The organism is Phenylobacterium sp. (assembly GCF_031360265.1).
In the GTDB taxonomy this organism is placed as follows: domain Bacteria; phylum Pseudomonadota; class Alphaproteobacteria; order Caulobacterales; family Caulobacteraceae; genus Phenylobacterium.
Genome location: NZ_JANMBF010000084.1, coordinates 19,233 through 36,327, shown reverse-complemented (window position 1 = coordinate 36,327; position 17,095 = coordinate 19,233). Strand labels below are relative to the sequence as shown.

The window sequence follows — 17,095 nt, the reverse complement described above, 5'->3', positions numbered from 1 at the left end:
CACCCTCCCCATAGAGGGGAGGGAAAAGTCCGATGATTATGCGCTCACCAGCTTGCGAACTCGACCCTTTCTGCGCGTCTCATGCCGTTCCAACAGCTCAGCCAGATACCGCCCGGTCCAGCTCCTGGACGTCGCGGCGACCTGTTCGGGGGTGCCGGTGGCCACGATCTCGCCGCCGCCGTCGCCGCCTTCCGGGCCGAAATCCACCACCCAGTCGGCGGTCTTCACCACGTCAAGGTTATGCTCGATGACCACCACGGTATTCCCCTGGTCGACCAATTCGTGCAGCACCTCCAGCAGCTTGCGGGTGTCTTCGAAGTGCAGGCCGGTGGTCGGCTCGTCAAGGATGTAGAGGGTCTTGCCCGTGGCTCGGCGCGATAGCTCCTTGCTGAGTTTCACCCGCTGGGCCTCGCCGCCCGACAGTGTGGTCGAGGATTGCCCGACCTTGACGTAGCCCAGGCCCACGCGATTGAGGGTCTGCATCTTCTCGCGCAGCACCGGCACGGCCTTGAAGAACTCGGCGGCCTCATCGACCGTCATGTCAAGAACGTCGGCGATACTCTTGCCCTTGAACAAGATTTCCAGCGTCTCGCGGTTGTAGCGGTGGCCGTGGCAGACATCGCAGGTGACATAGACGTCGGGCAGGAAGTGCATCTCGATCTTGATCAGGCCGTCGCCCTGGCAGGCCTCGCAGCGGCCGCCCTTGACGTTGAAGCTGAACCGGCCCGGCCCATAGCCGCGGGCCTTGGATTCCGGTAGGCCGGCGAACCAGTCGCGGATGGGTTGAAAGGCTCCGGTGTAGGTCGCCGGGTTGGACCGCGGCGTGCGGCCGATCGGCGACTGGTCGATGTCGATGACCTTGTCGAAGAGCTCCAACCCTTCGATCCGCTCATAGGGCGCGGGCGCGTCCGAGGCGTTGTGCAGCCGGCGCGCGGCGGCCTTGTAGAGGGTCTCGATGGTGAAGGTCGACTTGCCGCCGCCGGAGACCCCGGTGATGCAGGTGAAGGTGCCTTGCGGGATCTCGGCGGTGACGTTCTTCAGGTTGTTGCCGTTGGCGCCGATCACCCGCAGGACGTTCTTCCTGGAAATCGGTCGGCGCTCCTGGGGCACCTCGATCTCGCGGGCGCCGGAAAGGTACTGGCCGGTCAGACTGCGGGGCTCTGCCATGATGTCGGCGGCCGAGCCTTGGGCGATCACCTCGCCGCCGTGGACGCCGGCGGCCGGGCCCATGTCGATGACGTAGTCGGCCGTCAGGATCGCCTCCTCGTCGTGCTCGACCACCAGCACCGAATTGCCCAGGTCGCGCAGGCCCTTGAGGCTGACCAGCAGGCGGGCGTTGTCGCGCTGATGCAGGCCGATGGACGGCTCGTCGAGCACGTAGAGCACCCCGGTCAGGCCCGAGCCGATCTGGCTGGCCAGCCGGATGCGCTGGCTCTCGCCGCCGCTGAGCGTGCCCGAGGCGCGCGACAGGTCCAGGTAGTCGAGGCCGACATTGACCAGGAACCGCAGCCGATCGACGATCTCCTTCAGGATCCTGCGCGCGATCTCCATCTGCTTCTCGGTCAGCCGGGGTTCCAGGCCCTCGAACCATTCCTTGGCGTGGCGGATCGACAGGTGGCTGACCTGACCCACGTGCTGGCCGGCGATCTTCACCGCCAGCGCCTCCGGCTTCAGGCGGTAGCCGTCGCACGCCTCGCAGGGCGTTTCGGACTGGTAGCGGCCCAGCTCCTCGCGGACCCACGACGAGTCGGTCTCGCGCCAGCGGCGCTCCAGGTTCGGCAGCACGCCCTCAAAGGTCTTGTTGACCTCATATTTGCGGGCGTTGTCGTCATAGATGAAGCGGATCTTGTCGCCGCCGGAGCCGTGCAGGATGACCTTTTTGGCCTCGTCGGGCAGCTTCCAGAACGGGGTGTCCATCGAGAATTCGTAGTGCCGGGCCAGGGCCTGCAGGGTCTGGGTGTAGAGCGGCGAGGGGCCCTTGGCCCAGGGCGAGATCGCGCCCTTGTGCAGGGTCTTGTCCTTGTCGGGGACCACCCGGTCGGCGTCGAACGCCAGCTTCATGCCCAGGCCGTCGCAGACCGGGCAGGCGCCGTAAGGGTTGTTAAACGAGAACAGCCGGGGCTCGATCTCGCTGATGGTGAAGCCGGAGACCGGGCAGGCGAATTTCTCGGAGAACAGCAGGCGCCGGGGCTCTTCCTCGCCCTCGAGTCTGTCGGCCCATTCGGCAACCGCGATGCCGTCGGCCAGCTTCAGCGCGGTCTCGATGGAATCGGCGTAGCGGGTTTCCTGGCCGGCCTTGGTGACCAGGCGATCGACGACGATGTCGATGTCGTGCTTGAATTTCTTGTCGAGGGTTGGCGCGTCCTCGATGGGGAAGAATTCGCCGTCGATCTTCAGCCGCTGGAAGCCGGCCTTCTGCCACTCGGCGATCTCCTTTCGGTACTCGCCCTTGCGGCCACGGACGACGGGGGCCAGCAGATAGAGCCGCTCGCCCTCGGGCAATGCGGTCAGCTTGTCGACCATCATCGAGACGGTCTGGCTCTCGATCGGCAGGCCGGTGGCCGGCGAATAGGGCACGCCAACACGGGCCCAGAGCAGGCGCATGTAGTCGTGGATCTCGGTCACCGTGCCGACCGTGGAGCGCGGGTTGCGGCTGGTGGTCTTCTGCTCGATGGAGATCGCCGGCGACAGGCCCTCGATCAGGTCGACGTCGGGCTTGCTCATCAGCTCCAAGAACTGGCGCGCATAGGACGACAGGCTCTCGACGTAGCGCCGCTGTCCCTCGGCGTAGATGGTGTCAAAGGCCAGCGAGCTCTTGCCCGACCCCGACAGGCCGGTCAGCACCACCAGTTCGCCGCGCGGAATGTCCACGCTGACGTTCTTCAGGTTGTGCTCGCGCGCGCCGCGCACGCGGATGAAATTCAGCTGTTCGGCCATGCTGTCCCAGGAACCCTCGGCGCCTCAGGCGGTTGCCCGGCGGCGCCCCCAATGTAGTGCCGGGACTCAGAGATAACACAGGAACATAGTGCGAACAAACTGGCTCTGGCGCAAGTCAGCTCCATGTTGCTGACACCAGGCTGGCGGCAGGGTGCGCGGAGAGGATCCGATTGACCCTTCACGGAGCTTGGTCTTCATGGACCCCTGCGTGGGAGCGGTTCGCGATGTATGCCTTTTTCCGGCTCGGCGGTTTGGCGGCCCTGATCGTCATCGTGCTCGGTTTCGCCCGGCCAGCCAGCGTCTCGGCGGCGGTTACTGTGGTCTCCCAAGGGCCAACAGTGCAGCTGGGGGGCGTCCAGTTCGTGCTGCATTCCGAGCGCGTCGGCCGGAATTTTCTCATCGAGGTAGCCCCGCCCTTTGGCCCTCCAGCCGTCGGCCACCGCGCCCCGGCGATCTACGCCTTGGACGGCGGCTATGGCGTGGCCGGGCCACTCGGAGCCCTGCTCGGCGGCTCAGGCGCCATGGAGCCTTCCTTTGTGATCTCCGTCGGCTACCTGCCCGCACAATATGGCATGCGCGACAGCGACCTGATGCATTTGCAGACCAAGTACGACGGCCGGACGTTTCCGGGCGGCGGGGCGGCGTTCCAGGCCTTCCTGCTCGACGAACTGCGCCCGTTCATCGAGAGCCGCTATCCGGTCGATCCGACGAGGGCGGTCCTGTTTGGTCACTCTGAGGGCGCGATCTTTGCCGCCAACGTGCTCGCCGAGAGGCCGGACGCCTTCGCTGGCTACCTGATCGCGAGTCCTTCGGTGTGGCTGCAACCCGACATTGTCGAGCGGGTCGCCAGGGTTGCGTCGAAGGGCGCTGGCCGCCGCGTCTACCTGTCTGTGGGTGGCGCTGAGGTACCGGTGATGATCGATGGAGAGGCCAGGCTCGCCCAAGCACTGTCGAGCTCGCCGTCTGGTTTCGTGGTCAGAAGCCGCGTCTACGCGGCGGCCCGCCACTTGACCTACTACGCCGCACTCATCCCGGATGCCTTCCCGTGGTTGCTGCCGCCAACCCCGACCGTGAAGCTCGACACCAGGACGCTCCAGGCTCACGCTGGTGACTACCGCCTGCCTGACGGACGTGTCGTCACGTTCCAGCGCCGAGGAGACCAGTTCTTCCTGCAAATGCCCGGCTACGCCCAGCGTGAGCTTGTCGCCCGGTCAGATGACGTCTTCGCGCTCGACAGCGAGCCGGGTGAGGTGCGCTTCAAGAGTGGCGAGGCTGTCTCCTTGCGCGCGCTTGGCATCGACGCCGTCGCGGCGCGTGTGCGCTAGCGAAAAAGGGTGGGCCTCAACCTATGTGACGAAGGCGTCAGCCCCGGTCGATGCGCGCGGCGTAACAGCCCATGGCGGCGTCGTGGGCGTGCAGGTAGATGACGCCGGGGAGGGCGAGCAGGCGTTCGATGACCGGCTCCAGACCATCTCCTGGCGCGACCTCGGCCTCCAGCATCATGCCCGCCTCGTCGAAGGCGCGCAGCGAGATGGCCTTGCGCACCCGCAGCGCGCCGGGAACCACATCGACCGCCCGGCGGGTCTCGCGCGCCTGCTCGCTGACGTAGATCGCGTGGCGGGCGCGATAGGGGGTGTCGGCGCTCTGGTGCTCATAGTTGAGCAGCAGGACGGTCTCGCCGGGCCGGGCGTCCTCCAGGGTGACGCGGCAGGGAAAGCCGGGGTTGGCGTCCACGGTGCGGCGGATGACCCCGCGCTCGGTCAGGGCCGCGTCGGACAGCCCGAACAGCGAGCGGAACGGCTCGAGCGGCAGGCCGGTGACGACGAAGGACATGGGCGATCTCCTGTTTCCCGGAAGATCGGCGCACGGGGACCCCGGGCCAATGGGGCGAAATCAACACATGTCCGAAAGCCGCTAAGGCCAGCACACCTCAGGTCAGCCCGGTTTCGCGGTTCGCGAAAACCGGCGACTGTATTGGGTCAAGCGGGATTGGGGTGAACTGACGCAGCCCATATCGCTCAGCCCCGAGAGCCGGACCTGGTCGACGCTCCGGCGGCAGGTGCTCAGGCTTCGGCCGTCGCCAGCATCGGCGGGGCCGGGGCGGTGGCGGCTTCCTCGATCAGCCATTGGCGGAAGGCCTTCAGGCCGCGCTTGGGCGGAGCGTCCGGCTGGATCAGCTGGAACCGCGCCGGCGTCGGGGTGAAGCCGAACGGCGCCGCCAGCCGGCCCGCGGCGATGTCGTTGGCGACGTAGATCCACGGCGAGAGGCCGACGCCCTGGCCCGCGACGGCGGCTTCCAGCATGTAGAACAGGTGCTCGTACTCGCGGTTCTCGCGCGCCTCCGGCACTGGCACCCCGGCGTGGTCGGACCATTCGGCCCAGGCCTGCCGGTGAGGGCGGGTGTGCAGCCGCGCCGTCCGGGCGAGGTCCAGGCGGCCCTCGACCAATGCCGGCGCCACCACCGGGCCGTGGTAGTTATCGAGGAATGGTGTTGCGGTGAGGTCGCCGCCGGTGACCGTCTCGGCCAGCCGGATGGCCGCGTCGAAGGGTTCGCGGGTGAAATCCACCGGCCCGTAGGCCTCGGTGACCCGGATGGACAGGTCCGGATGCAGGGCGTGGAAGCCCGAAAGGCGTGGGATCAGCCACTTCATCGCCAGGGTGCCGACGCAGGATATGTGTAGTTCGCGTTCGGCCCCGGCGCGAACCTCGCGAAAGGTTTCCTCCAGTTCGTCGAAGGTGCGGCCCAGCGACCGCGCCATGCGATCCCCCGCATCGGTGAGCTTCAGGGCGTTGCGCGGCCCTTGCGTGAGCTTGACCCCGCTCAGCGCCTCAAGGCCGCGGACCTGGCGACTGACCGCGCCGTGGGTGACGCACAGTTCGTCGGCCGCCAGGCTCATCTTGCCCAGGCGGGCGAAGGCTTCGAACGCCCGAAGGGCTGTCAACGGCAGTTGGCTACGCTTGGCCATGTGATCTCAGCTCACAAGTTTCCGGCCGGATATAGCCGCCAACCCGCGTCGGCGTAAACGACATCTCGGCGGAAAGTCCGTGAGTTCAGATCACAGGAGCGTGCGAGGCCAGCCTTCCAGCCAAGGCGCAGGAGGCGGGCCCAGGGCTTCGTCCCTCCGCAGGCCATGAGCATCGGCAACATGGACGCGCAACAGCCACCACCAGCAGTCCAACGCCTGGCGCAGCGCCGACCGCAGGGGGAGGAGACTCAAAGGCGGCAAGGCCAGGCGTTCGACGTTCATCGGAGGGACCTCCTTTCAACGCCCCGATGATCTCCAAAAGGCCGCGCCGCCTCAAACGACCATTGGGGCGCGGCTTCGTGAGGTCAGGTCACGCCGCGGATGCCCGACCTTCGCCGCCAACCACCCGGAACACAGCGTTTGCCCGCGCGCAGGGCTGGCCGTCGGCGGTGACGAAAGCCTGGGCGAAACAAAGTGTCTTCCCCGGCTTGACGAACACCGTGTCGAACTCCAGCCACTGGCCCTCGAAAGCCGTGCCCAGGAAGTCGATGTTGAGGTTCACGGTGACCAGGCCGCCGGCGTGGTTCGTGCGGCGTTTGCAGGATAGGCCCATGGCGTTGTCGGCCATCGCGCCGATCAGGCCGCCGTGGACGAAGCCGCGGCTGTTTGTGTGGGCCGGGCCAGCGCGCAGGCCAAGGACCACCGCGCCCTGGGTCTTGCGGCTGTAGAGCGGCTCCCAGGGGTCGGTGAGGGGGCTCTTGCGCTCGTGGGGGGCGAAGCCGATCGGCGGGTCTCGCGTCGGGATGTCCATGCTTGCCCCCTTCACGCCGCCGCCGCGAGGCGAGCGAGGCTTTGCAGCGTGCCGGCGCAGGCCCGCGCCGCCTCGCGGCCCTTCACCCGGAAGTGGTCGTGGAAGAACCGCTGATGAACCTCATGCTCGTGGAAATGGTGCGGGGTCAGCACCACCGAGAAGATCGGCGTCTCGGTGGCCAACTGCACCTGCATCAGGGCGGCCACCACCGTCTCGGCGACGAATTCGTGGCGATAGATGCCGCCGTCGACGACGAACGCGGCCCCGACTATGGCGGCATAGCGGCCGCTGCGCGCCAGGGCCTGGGCGTGCAGCGGGATCTCGAAGGCGCCGGGGGTCTCGAAACGCTCGACGCTATCCGGGCCGAAGCCGAGGCCCGCGATTTCCTCGAGGAAGCCCAGATGGGCCTGCTCGACGATCTCGGCGTGCCAGAGCGCGTGGACAAACGCGATCCGCGCGGCGCGGAAGGCGCCGTTGGCGGTGGGAAGTTCCGGCGCGAACAGGGGCGCGGACTGGGGGGTCTGGGTCGCTTGGGTCATGGTCATCTCCCGGACGGGTGCGAGGAACCACGACTCAGGGAGACGCCGCGGACGCGCGTTCAGCCGAAGCCGGACACACGCCGTCGACGGTTCTCATAACCGGACTCTAACCGTCGGCCCCGGGATCGCACCGGTGTCTGCTAGTCCCCTGCTTGGCTCCGAGGAGCTACGCAGGGCGCCCGCGGGCTCGTCCTCCTGTCGCCAGAAGGCATTACCGCCGGTGGGGACTTTCACCCCGCCCTGAGAACGTAGATCGCCGGAAACGCTCCGGCGACGTTCCTAGCATAGCGCCGTTCCGCAGGGTCAAACAAGCGTTTGAATTGGCAGCGTCAGGCCCGCTTGTTCAGGGTGATGGCGGTGGCCGCCGCGGTGGGGGCGGCCAGCGCGCCGGGGCCGTAGGTCGCGCTCTGCTGACGCTGCGCGGCCACCTCGTCGGCGATGGCGTGGACCAGGCCCTCGGTGATGAACTGGGCGGCCGCCACCGCCCGGGTCTGGCGGGCGAGCACGGCGTCAAAAGCCTCGGTGGCGCGGATCAGGCGCGCGCGCTGGACCCGGCTCGCGCCGGCGATGAGCGCCGGATTGCCCCGCACCCGGGCTGATTCGTGACGGTACATGTTGGCCAGGCGGCCGGTCTCTTCAACGTGGCCGATGGCGTCCTGCGGCCGGCGCGCCTCGAAGGCCTGCGCCCCCAGGGCCACGAGGCCGGTCAGCCGTTCGGTCAGCAGGGTGAGCTGCTCGACACGCTCGGCCGCCGCGGAATCCGGCGCGTCCGCGGAGACCGCCGACATCAGTTCAGCCCCTGCATCTTCAGCATCTCGCGCTGCACCGAGGCGGCGACGCCGACACCGCCGGCCTTGGTCATCTTGCCGGCGATGGCCTCGGACATGAACGACTTGAACATCGACTCGCCGGGGCCGCCGCCGAACGGGGCGGCGGTGTCCACGCCTTCGAACATCTGCTGCACCATGATCGATAGGAACGAGGCTTCGAATTTCCGGGCCGTCTCCGCGATCTGGCTGCGCTTGGCCAGGTCTCCGACGCCCGGCGCGGCGGGGCTCGGCGGGGAGAGGCTCTGGGCGGTTCGCGGCGCCGCGAGCAGGCTGGGCGGAACAGCCAGGGCAGTCAGGTCGGCCACTACATCACCTCGATTTCGGCCTGCAGGGCGCCGGCGGTCTTGATCGTCTGGAGGATCGAAATCATGTCGCGCGGAGTGACGCCCAGGGCGTTCAGGCCAGTCACCAGACTGGCCAGGGAGGCGCCCGTCCGGAGCGTGACGAACTGCTTGCCCTTCTCCTCATCCACCGAAACGTCCGACTGCGGCACAACCGCGGTGGTTCCGCCCTTGGAGAAGGCGTTGGGCTGGCTGACGGCGGAGGTCTCGCGCACCGTGATCGTCAGGTTGCCCTGCTGGATGGCGACGGTGGAGAGCCGGACACTCTCGCCCATGACAATGACACCAGCCACCTCGTCGATCACCACCTTGGCGGGAGAATCGGGTTCGACGGTGAGGTTCTCGACCTGGCCGAGAAAGCCCATCATGTCCTGGCCGCCCACCGGGTGGATGGCGACGATGGTCGGGTTCTCGGCGATGGCGGCCCCCGGAAAGCGGGCGTTGATCACATCGGCGATCCGCCCGGCGGTGGTGAAGTCGGGGTTGCGCAACGTCATGCGCAGGCTGCCCATGCTGGCCAGCTGGAAGCCGGTCTCGGCCTCGACGATCGCCCCGGCCGCGATGCGGCCGGCGGTCGGCACGCCCTTGGAGACACTGGAGCCGGAGGCGCCGGACGCGCTCACCGAGCCGGTCTGCACGGTGCCTTGCGCGCTGGCGTAGGCCTTGCCGTCGGCGCCCATCAGCGGGGTGACCAGCAGGGTGCCGCCGAGCAGACTCTTGGCGTCGCCGAGCGCGGAAACCGTGGCGTCGATCTCTGAGCCGGCCGCGGCGAAGGGCGGCAGTTTGGCGGTGACCATCACCGCGGCGACGTTCTTGGTGTTCAGGCTGGCGTCGCGGGTGTTGACGCCCAGGCGTTCCAGCATCGCCTCGAGGCTCTGCTTGGTGAAGGGGGCGTTGCGCAGGGCGTCGCCGGTGCCGTTCAGCCCGACCACGATGCCATAGCCGACGAGCTGGTTGTCGCGCACGCCTTCGAACGCCACGATGTCCTTGATCCGCGACTTGGCGTCCGCCGCGCCGCTCAGCAGGCCGGTCGCCAGCAGGAGAACGCCAAAGACCAGGATGATACGACGCATGAAGGACCGGTTGAAGCTGCCTGGTTGGTCCCCTTGCGATCCGCGTGCCAGCGCCTTGGCGGCGGAATCGTCAGTGAAAACAGCCAGCACGCCGCTAGGTCCCGCCTCGCGATCCGCACCCGTCGGCAGAAATTGCCCGGCATTAACCATGCCGCAAGCTTGCCGGCGCAGATGTGGTGTCCAGTCGAGTTCCGAGGGGTTGAAGCGCGTCGCATGAAGGTCCGGGTCGCATGAAGGTGGGGGCTCCAGGCGCGGTGGGATCGCCACCGGCCTCGCGTCCGACGCGGGGCGGCGGCGGCGAGGGATTCAGCCTCGCCTCGACCGGGGCGGTTCGTGGGGCCGGTCAGGTCGCTTCGGTGTCCGCCCCGGGTGCGGTGATGGGCGTCGACGCCCTCCTGGCCCTGCAGGACATCGGTGGGCCGCTGGAGCGCAAGCGCCGGGCTGTCCGCCGCGCCGGCCGGATTCTCGACGTGCTCGACGCCCTGCGGCTGGGCCTGCTCGAGGGCGAGCTTCGCGCCGGCGATCTTGACCTGCTGCGCCGCGCGGTGCGCGATCGGCGCGAGGGCACCGATGATCCCGGGCTGGAGGCCGTGCTCGACGACATCGAGTTGCGCGCCGCCGTCGAGGTGGCCAAGTTGGAGCGCGCCGACCATGCGACCTAGTTGCCGGCCGGCGTCGAGGCGGATTGAACCGACGGTTTCTTTTGCTATAAGCGCCGCGCGCGTCTCGGGGTTGTAGAGGGCTCAAAGTGTCCATTAAGACAGCCGAAGTTCTGGCTGAGCGGCCTAGGTACCGTCCTTCCGAGGGCGAGCCGTTCATGAACGAGCGCCAGCTTGAATATTTCAGGCAGAAGCTCATCGATTGGAAAGAGGAGATTCTCCGGGAGTCCGGGGAAACCCTCAAGCACCTGCAAAGCGAGACCGAAAATCACCCCGACTTCGCCGATCGCGCGTCGTCGGAAACGGATCGCTCGCTGGAGCTGCGCACGCGTGATCGACAGCGCAAGCTGATCGCCAAGATCGACGAGGCGATGCGCCGGATCGAGGACGGCAGTTACGGCTATTGCGAGGAGACCGGCGAGCCGATCGGCGTCGCCCGCCTCGACGCGCGGCCGATCGCCACGCTGAGCCTGGAAGCCCAGGAACGCCACGAGCGCCGCGAACGGGTTCACCGGGACGACTGAGGGGGCTTTTTTGCCTCACTCGTTGGTGGTGATCGCGGGCTTCTGGCGCATGACGGTGACAAGGCCGCCGGCAGCGATCAACGCGAACGCGGCGCCAGCGTAAAACGTCGCCGCAGCCCCCAGGAGCGTCCACAGCGCTCCCGCCAGGATGCTTGCCCCGAGCAGCGTCACGCCGCTCGCCAGGTTGAACACCCCGAAGGCAGTGCCGCGCAACCGCTCAGGCGCGGCGTCGGCGACAAGGGCTGCCAAGATGCCCTGCGTCAGGCCCATGTGCAGGCCCCATAGCGCGACCCCGATGAGCACGCCGGAGAGGCCTCCAGATCGCGCTAGAACCAGGTCCGCGAAGACCAGCACAGCCAAGCCCGCAAGCAGCACCAGTCGCCGGTCCATGCGGTCGGAGAGGCCGCCAGCGGCTGGCGCGACCACGGAATAGACCGCGTTCATGACCACCAGCACGACGGGCACGAGCGCGACCGCAAGCCCCACGGCCTGCGCGCGCAACACCAGGAACGCTTCGCTGAACCGGGCGAGGGTGAAGACCATGCCCACGAACACGACTGACCAGAACGGCGCGCCCATGGCGCGGACCTCTGACCATCGCATGGGCGCGGCGCGCTTCGTCTGCGTCTCGGGCCGCTTGGGCTCATCGACGCCGAACACCAACAGGGCGACCGCGATCAGCGCTGGGACTACCGCCCAGGCGAAAACCGCTCGGATGTCGCCGGCAAGGATCAGCATGAGACCCATCGCCACGACCGGTCCAAGGAACGCGCCCACGGTGTCGATGCCCTGGCGGACGCCATAGGCGACGCCGCGGATGGAAGGGGGGCTGATGTCGGCGACCAACGCATCGCGTGGCGCGCCCCGAACGCCCTTGCCGACGCGATCAGCGAGGCGTGCGCCCAGCACTTCAAGCGGGGTGAGCGCCAGCGGGAAAATGGGCTTGGTCAGCGCGCTCAAGCCGTAGCCGAGCACGACCAGGACCTTGCGCTTGCCAAGCCAATCCGAAATCCATCCGGAAAAAATCTTGGTGATCGAAGCCGTGGCCTCGGCGACCCCCTCGATCAGCCCCAAGGTGGCGACGCTGGCGCCCAGGGTCCCTACCAGGAACGCTGGCAGGAGGCTGTGGATCATCTCCGAGGAGGTGTCCATGAACAGGGACACGAAGCCCAGCGCCCAGATCCCGCGGGGCACAGCTCTCAGGTTCAGGAAGCGGCGCCGCGACATGAGTCTCAATGTCGAACGTATTGCTGCAGGCTAATCCGCAACTCGACGCGAAACTCATCCTTCAAACGGTCTCCGGTCACGATGGCGGCCGGCCCCGAGACGGTATTATGAGCGTACTCCAGGTGCAGGTTGGCGAGCTTGCGTGTGTAGGGCAGGTTGTAGTTGGCGCCCGTTCTGATCGCGCGCTGGGTGGCGCGACCGACGATGGAGTCTTGTTCAAGGCTGACGAGATCATAGCGGAGAAAGAGATCAAGATCGCCGGACCTGGGCGTTTCGAACGCTGACCACTGAAGCATAGCGTACCCGCCGCCCACCGCGCTGCGGCTCTGCGAAAAGCTGGAGTAGATCAGCTCACCTTCGACGGTCGTCGGGTGTCCCGCGAGCGGGAAGGTATAGGCGGCGTCAGCCTCCCAGGTGAGCTTGTTGCCGGTCGCCGCCACGCCGCCCAACGGGGTCTGAGCGATAGCGGTCGCGAGTGTGAACGTCCGGTCCCGGATGGAGCCGGTCCTATCGAGCGCGAGACCCAGGCTGAGCTTTCGGCCGGCGCCGGGATCGTTGAGCGGCGTCAGGATCATCTTGGCCGCGAGTGAATTTCCGACCCGGTAGCGGGGCTCGGGCGTGTTGAACGAGCCGCGATTGTCCTGCGCCGAGAGCTGGAGCGTCAGGTTGTCGGAAAACGCCTTCTGAACCTGAACACCGAACTGCGTGCCGAAGCTGTTGACCGAGCCGTGCTCCTCCAGGATCAGCGAGCGGTTGATGGTCGCCAGGTTGCCTGAGGAGAGGTTGTCGTCGCGCGACAGGATGTGGGTGTTCTCTCCGATCAAGACGCGGAACCTGCCCGGATCGTCGGGGTCCTGCAGCGCGATGAACAGGTTCTCGAAATCACGCCGGCCAAAGCCCGAGCGCCCGCCAATGCCGTTGTCGAAGAAGTTGCTGTCCGTCAGGTCGATTTCATAGACCAGTGCGGGCCGCAGGCCCGAGGCAATCGGCGGGAAATCAACCTCCGCGCCCTGACGCACGCGACGATAGGCATCGTGTCCGCCGGGATCGAAAAGGCGCTCGGCGAAACCCCAGGTCGTCAGTTTGAAATCACCGGACTGATAGACGTAGCCGGCGTCGGGCTTGAAGGACCAACCCGACGGTGCGGCCGCGGTCGGCCTCGCCACCGCGTCGTCCGCGGCGGCCGATCCGGCGGCGCACACCGCGGCCGCGACCGCCACCCAGAAGAGGCAGAACCGGGTTGTCACTACCAGAACGCCTGACCCTTGCCGCGCGCCTTGCGGCGTTTTCGGTACATGTGGAGATACATCCAGCCGCCCGTCACGCTAAGGACGACCAGCGCCAGACCCCACAGCAATCCCAGGACCACGCCCGGCTCGCCAAGGATTTCGCCGCTGTGAATCCTCAGGAAGATCGAGTCGCCTTCGAACGTCTCGTCCGTCACCACCTTGCCGTCGCGCGGATCGACCGTGATCCGCCGGCCGGGATCTCCGGGAAGTGTGACGATGCCGCGTGGCTCGTCTTGCGCGAACCTCAGCTCGACGGAGGCGATGGGCTTGCGAGGCGCCCGTGCGCGCGCCGCCTCGAGGGTCTTGGAGAGCAGCGCGCCATATGTCGCCGCATCGCTCGAGGTGGTCATGGCGCCGGGCACCACGCGGCGCCTGTCCTGGTCCTTCTCGTCTCCGCCGAGCAGTTTCTGAGCCTGAAGAATGACGCCGGTGCTCGCGACGATCAGCAGGAAGAGCGCCGCGCCGACACTGATCCACCTATGGATTTTTCTCATCTGCTTCCCCAAGCCCCTCACGGCCGTAAACATCCTGTGCGAAGCTCGCGCACGCCGCTTCGCAATCCCGCAGCAAGCCCTTGGCGGCCACCTGCTGATGTCCTGGAAAGAAGTCACGCGCCTGGACCTTGCCAAGCCAGGCCGTGAGTTTCTGGAGGTCGTCCTCGATCTCCTCCAGTTCCGCGAACGTGAATTTCTCCAGGCGTCGCTCTTTGTCGATTTCCTCCAGGAGCGCGCGGCAACGTTGGTCGAACTCGGCGTATTCGCGGGCTCTATCCGACTGAAAACGCTCTATGACAGCATGGTCATCGATCTCCGCCGACTGAGCCTTGAACACCGCCGCTTGCCCCTCCTGGGTGCGGACCAGCGCCGCCAGCTGTGTGACCAACGCGGCGTGTTCATCACTCACCGGAAGGAACCAGGCGCCGTTCGTCAGGCTGGCCGCCCCCGCCGCGCGTAGTCTCCGCCAAAGCGCTACTCGTGCGCTGGAGGGAGAGGCGGGCAGCTGAGCTAGAAATATCAGCCAGTGTGGCCGGTCATCCAATGGCATGCAACACCTGTTGCACTCCAATAGATGCGCGCCGGCGACAGGGCAACAGGTGTTTCAATCATCTAGCCCGGAGAGGGAAGGATGGGGCTCTTTTGCCAAATCTTCAGCCCTGACCTATATATGCTCAAAGTGAGCATTTCTCCTGGGCGGCAAATCAGTCGCATGTGACCGGGGATCAAGGGGCCAGCCGCCGGTGAAGACACCGTTCCATGCGATCCACAGCCACGGCTTCGTCCGCGTCGCGGTCTGTACGCCGGCCGTGAGCGTCGGCGATCCCGGTTTCAACGCCGCCCAGACTTTGGCGCTGGCCCGGGACGGCCATGCGCGTGGCTGCGACCTGATGCTGTTCCCGGAACTGGGGCTGTCGGCCTATGCGATCGACGACCTTCTGCTACAGGACGCGCTGCTGCGCCGGGTGGAGGCGGAGATCGAGGGCCTGGCGGCGGCCAGCACGGACCTGGCGCCGGTGCTGATCGTCGGCGCGCCGGTGGCGCACAATGGGGCGCTCTACAATACGGCCGTGGTGATCGCGCGCGGCAGGATCCTGGGTGTCGTGCCCAAAAGTTTTCTTCCCAACTATCGGGAATATTACGAGAATCGCTGGTTCGCGCCGGGCGTTGGCGTCGCCGGTCTGACGATGCGACTGGCCGGCCAGAGCGTCCCGTTCGGGACCGACCTGATCTTCGCGGCCGCCGACCTTGCCGACTTCAGCTTCGCCGCCGAGATCTGCGAGGACTTCTGGAGCCCGACACCGCCCTCGACGCGGGCCGCCCTGGCCGGCGCCCTGATCCTCTGCAACCTGTCGGCCTCCAACATCGTCGTCGGCAAGGCCGAGGATCGGGCGATCCTCTGCGCCTCGCAGTCCATGCGCTGCATGGCCGCCTACCTCTATTCCGCCGCCGGACCGGGGGAGAGCACCACCGACCTGGCCTGGGACGGCCAGGCCTCGATCCACGAGCTTGGCCGGCTGATGGCCCAGACCGAGCGGTTCCCCTCGACGGCGCAGATGGCGGTTGCCGACATCGACGTCGAGCGCCTGCGTCTGGAACGCCTGCGCACGCCGACCTTCAACAACGCCGCGGTCGCGGCCGGCCGCCCGGAGACGGCCTTCCGCCAGGTGTCCTTCGAGCACCAGCCGACGTTCGAAGACGTGGGCCTGGAGCGGCCGCTGGATCGCTTCCCCTTCGTGCCCGACGATCCGGCGCGGCTCGATCAGGACTGCTACGAGGCGTTCAACATCCAGGTGCAGGGGCTCAGCCAGCGGCTGCGGGCGACGAAGACCGAGCACCTGGTCGTCGGCATCTCGGGCGGGCTGGATTCCACCCATGCCCTGCTGGTGGCGGCCAAGGCGTTCGACGGGCTGGGCCTGCCAAGGGCCAATATCCTGGGTTTCACCCTGCCGGGCTTCGCCACCGGCGAGGCGACCAAGGCCAACGCCTGGGCGCTGATGACGGCCTTGGGGATCACGGCGGAGGAGATCGACATCAAGCCGGCGGCGCGGCGGGTGCTTGAGGACCTGGGCCATCCCTTCGCCAAGGGGGAGCCGGTTTATGACGTGACCTTCGAGAACGTGCAGGCCGGCCTGCGCACCGACTATCTGTTCCGGCTGGCCAATCAGCGTCAGGGTCTGGTGCTGGGCACCGGGGACCTTTCGGAGCTGGCGCTGGGCTGGTGCACCTATGGCGTCGGCGACCAGATGAGCCACTACAACGTCAACAGCTCACTGGCCAAGACCCTGATCCAACACCTGATCCGCTGGACCCTGAAGACCGGCCAGTTCGGCGGGGCGGCCGAGACCCTGCACGCCATCCTCGACACCGAGATCTCGCCCGAGCTGGTGCCGGCCGACGCCGCCGGCGCCATCCAGTCGACCCAGGCCAAGGTCGGGCCCTACGAGCTGCAGGACTTCAGCCTGTTCCACATCACCCGCTTTGGCCTGCGGCCCTCGAAGGTGGCGTTCCTGGCCTGGCACGCCTGGCGTGACGCGGCCGTGGGCGCCTGGCCGCCGAACTTCCCGGACGGCACGCGCAACGCCTATGACCTGGCGACGATCAAGCGCTGGCTGGGCGTCTTCCTGTTCCGCTTCTTCGAGATCAGCCAGTTCAAGCGATCGGCCATGCCCAACGGGCCCAAGGTTATCTCCGGCGGGGCGCTGTCGCCGCGCGGCGACTGGCGCGCGCCGTCGGACGGCAACGCGCGGGTCTGGCTCGATGAGCTGGAGGCCAACGTCCCTTAGGTGACGCTGGTCAGCATCGGCGATACGCCGGCTTTTGGCCCGGCCAAAAGCGCCGGGATGATCGCGTCCACCCGGTCGACCACCGTCCAGGCGTCCATGAAGTCCGGCGGGGTCAGCCGGGCGTCGACGGTGTGCTGAAAGAGTTCGAACAACGGCTGCCAGAAGCCGTCGGGATTGTAGAACACCACTGGCAGGGTGTGCAGGTCGAGGCGGCGCCACGACAGCAGCTCGATCACCTCCTCCAGGGTGCCGATGCCGCCCGGCAGGATCACGAAGCCGTCGGATTCCTCGAAGAACATCTGCTTGCGCTTGTGCATGGAGGTGACGACGACATGTTCCACCGTTTCCAGGGCGCGTTCCTTGCCGACCAGGAAATCGGGAATGATCCCCAGCACCTGACCGCCGGCGTCATGGGCGCCTCGGGCCACGGCGCCCATCAGGCCCACTCCGCCACCTCCATAGACCAGCCGCAGCGTGGCTGAGGCCAGCGCCTGGCCCAGCGCCGTGGCGGCGGCCAGATAGGCGGGATCGGCGGCGTCGGACGAGCCGCAGAACACGCAGACGCTTCGCAAGCCGTGGGTCACGGGCCACTTCCCTCGCTGATACCGTCATCCGCGCG

General features: G+C 67.3%; 17 protein-coding genes and 1 riboswitch. Of the genes, 4 read left to right on the top strand and 13 right to left on the bottom strand.

What is annotated here, in order from left to right; genetic code table 11:
• Positions 1-36: 36 nt before the first annotated feature.
• A complete protein-coding gene (gene uvrA / locus RMN86_RS07510; RefSeq protein ID WP_309605212.1) occupies positions 37-2,937 on the bottom strand; it encodes an excinuclease ABC subunit UvrA in 2,901 nt (966 codons plus the stop codon).
• 224 nt (positions 2,938-3,161) lie between these two features.
• Here uvrA and RMN86_RS07505 point away from each other — a divergent pair, with 224 nt between their 5' ends.
• A complete protein-coding gene (locus RMN86_RS07505; RefSeq protein ID WP_309605211.1) occupies positions 3,162-4,262 on the top strand; it encodes an alpha/beta hydrolase-fold protein in 1,101 nt (366 codons plus the stop codon).
• Positions 4,263-4,299: 37 nt separating this feature from the next.
• Here RMN86_RS07505 and RMN86_RS07500 read toward each other — a convergent pair whose 3' ends face one another.
• From RMN86_RS07500 to RMN86_RS07470, 7 genes are all read right to left on the bottom strand, one after another.
• The gene (locus tag RMN86_RS07500) at positions 4,300-4,770 is read right to left on the bottom strand and encodes a DUF1203 domain-containing protein (RefSeq protein WP_309605210.1); all 471 of its coding nucleotides are present in this window, start codon (positions 4,768-4,770) and stop codon (positions 4,300-4,302) included.
• A 230-nt stretch (positions 4,771-5,000) separates the two neighbouring features.
• Positions 5,001-5,903 (bottom strand): LysR substrate-binding domain-containing protein, encoded by a 903-nt coding sequence (locus tag RMN86_RS07495; protein ID WP_309605209.1) that lies wholly within the window; start codon positions 5,901-5,903, stop codon positions 5,001-5,003.
• A gap of 370 nt (positions 5,904-6,273) precedes the next feature.
• Entirely contained in the window at positions 6,274-6,714 is a 441-nt protein-coding gene (locus tag RMN86_RS07490) for a PaaI family thioesterase (protein ID WP_309605208.1), read from the bottom strand.
• 11 nt (positions 6,715-6,725) lie between these two features.
• Positions 6,726-7,253, bottom strand: a complete 528-nt coding sequence (locus RMN86_RS07485) for a 6,7-dimethyl-8-ribityllumazine synthase (protein ID WP_309605207.1) — start codon at positions 7,251-7,253, stop codon at positions 6,726-6,728.
• Positions 7,254-7,338: 85 nt separating this feature from the next.
• Positions 7,339-7,505: riboswitch (FMN riboswitch) on the bottom strand.
• 77 nt (positions 7,506-7,582) lie between these two features.
• Complete coding sequence (locus tag RMN86_RS07480; RefSeq protein WP_309605206.1) at positions 7,583-8,041, bottom strand: flagellar basal body protein; 459 nt, start codon at positions 8,039-8,041, stop codon at positions 7,583-7,585.
• Positions 8,041-8,388, bottom strand: coding sequence for a rod-binding protein (locus tag RMN86_RS07475; RefSeq protein WP_309605205.1), 348 nt, complete (start codon positions 8,386-8,388; stop codon positions 8,041-8,043). The genes RMN86_RS07480 and RMN86_RS07475 overlap by 1 nt, the downstream gene beginning before the upstream one ends.
• Positions 8,388-9,497, bottom strand: a complete 1,110-nt coding sequence (locus RMN86_RS07470) for a flagellar basal body P-ring protein FlgI (protein ID WP_309605204.1) — start codon at positions 9,495-9,497, stop codon at positions 8,388-8,390. Before RMN86_RS07470 ends, RMN86_RS07475 begins: the two co-directional genes overlap by 1 nt.
• A 230-nt stretch (positions 9,498-9,727) precedes the next feature.
• On the opposite strand from RMN86_RS07470, the gene RMN86_RS07465 reads away from it, so the two are divergent.
• Entirely contained in the window at positions 9,728-10,159 is a 432-nt protein-coding gene (locus RMN86_RS07465) for a flagellar assembly protein FliX (protein WP_309605203.1), read from the top strand.
• A 92-nt stretch (positions 10,160-10,251) separates the two neighbouring features.
• Complete coding sequence (gene dksA / locus RMN86_RS07460; RefSeq protein WP_309605259.1) at positions 10,252-10,680, top strand: RNA polymerase-binding protein DksA; 429 nt, start codon at positions 10,252-10,254, stop codon at positions 10,678-10,680.
• A 15-nt stretch (positions 10,681-10,695) separates the two neighbouring features.
• On the opposite strand, the gene RMN86_RS07455 is transcribed toward dksA, so the two are convergent.
• Genes RMN86_RS07455 through RMN86_RS07440 form a run of 4 tightly spaced genes read right to left on the bottom strand, consistent with a single transcriptional unit; the run spans position 10,696 to position 14,240 of the window.
• Entirely contained in the window at positions 10,696-11,907 is a 1,212-nt protein-coding gene (locus RMN86_RS07455; RefSeq protein ID WP_309605202.1) for an MFS transporter, read from the bottom strand.
• Between the two features lie 5 nt (positions 11,908-11,912).
• A complete protein-coding gene (locus RMN86_RS07450; protein ID WP_309605201.1) occupies positions 11,913-13,127 on the bottom strand; it encodes a hypothetical protein in 1,215 nt (404 codons plus the stop codon).
• Between the two features lie 26 nt (positions 13,128-13,153).
• A complete protein-coding gene (locus RMN86_RS07445) occupies positions 13,154-13,690 on the bottom strand; it encodes a PepSY-associated TM helix domain-containing protein (protein ID WP_309605200.1) in 537 nt (178 codons plus the stop codon).
• Positions 13,674-14,240: a Chromate resistance protein ChrB gene (locus RMN86_RS07440; RefSeq protein ID WP_309605199.1), complete on the bottom strand. Its 567-nt coding sequence runs from the start codon at positions 14,238-14,240 to the stop codon at positions 13,674-13,676. Before RMN86_RS07440 ends, RMN86_RS07445 begins: the two co-directional genes overlap by 17 nt.
• Before the next feature lie 193 nt (positions 14,241-14,433).
• On the opposite strand from RMN86_RS07440, the gene RMN86_RS07435 reads away from it, so the two are divergent.
• Positions 14,434-16,476 (top strand): NAD(+) synthase, encoded by a 2,043-nt coding sequence (locus RMN86_RS07435; RefSeq protein ID WP_309605198.1) that lies wholly within the window; start codon positions 14,434-14,436, stop codon positions 16,474-16,476.
• On the opposite strand, the gene RMN86_RS07430 is transcribed toward RMN86_RS07435, so the two are convergent.
• On the bottom strand, positions 16,473-17,060 hold the full coding sequence (locus RMN86_RS07430) for a TIGR00730 family Rossman fold protein (RefSeq protein WP_309605197.1): 588 nt from the start codon (positions 17,058-17,060) through the stop codon (positions 16,473-16,475). The genes RMN86_RS07435 and RMN86_RS07430 overlap by 4 nt on opposite strands.
• Positions 17,061-17,095: the final 35 nt, after the last annotated feature.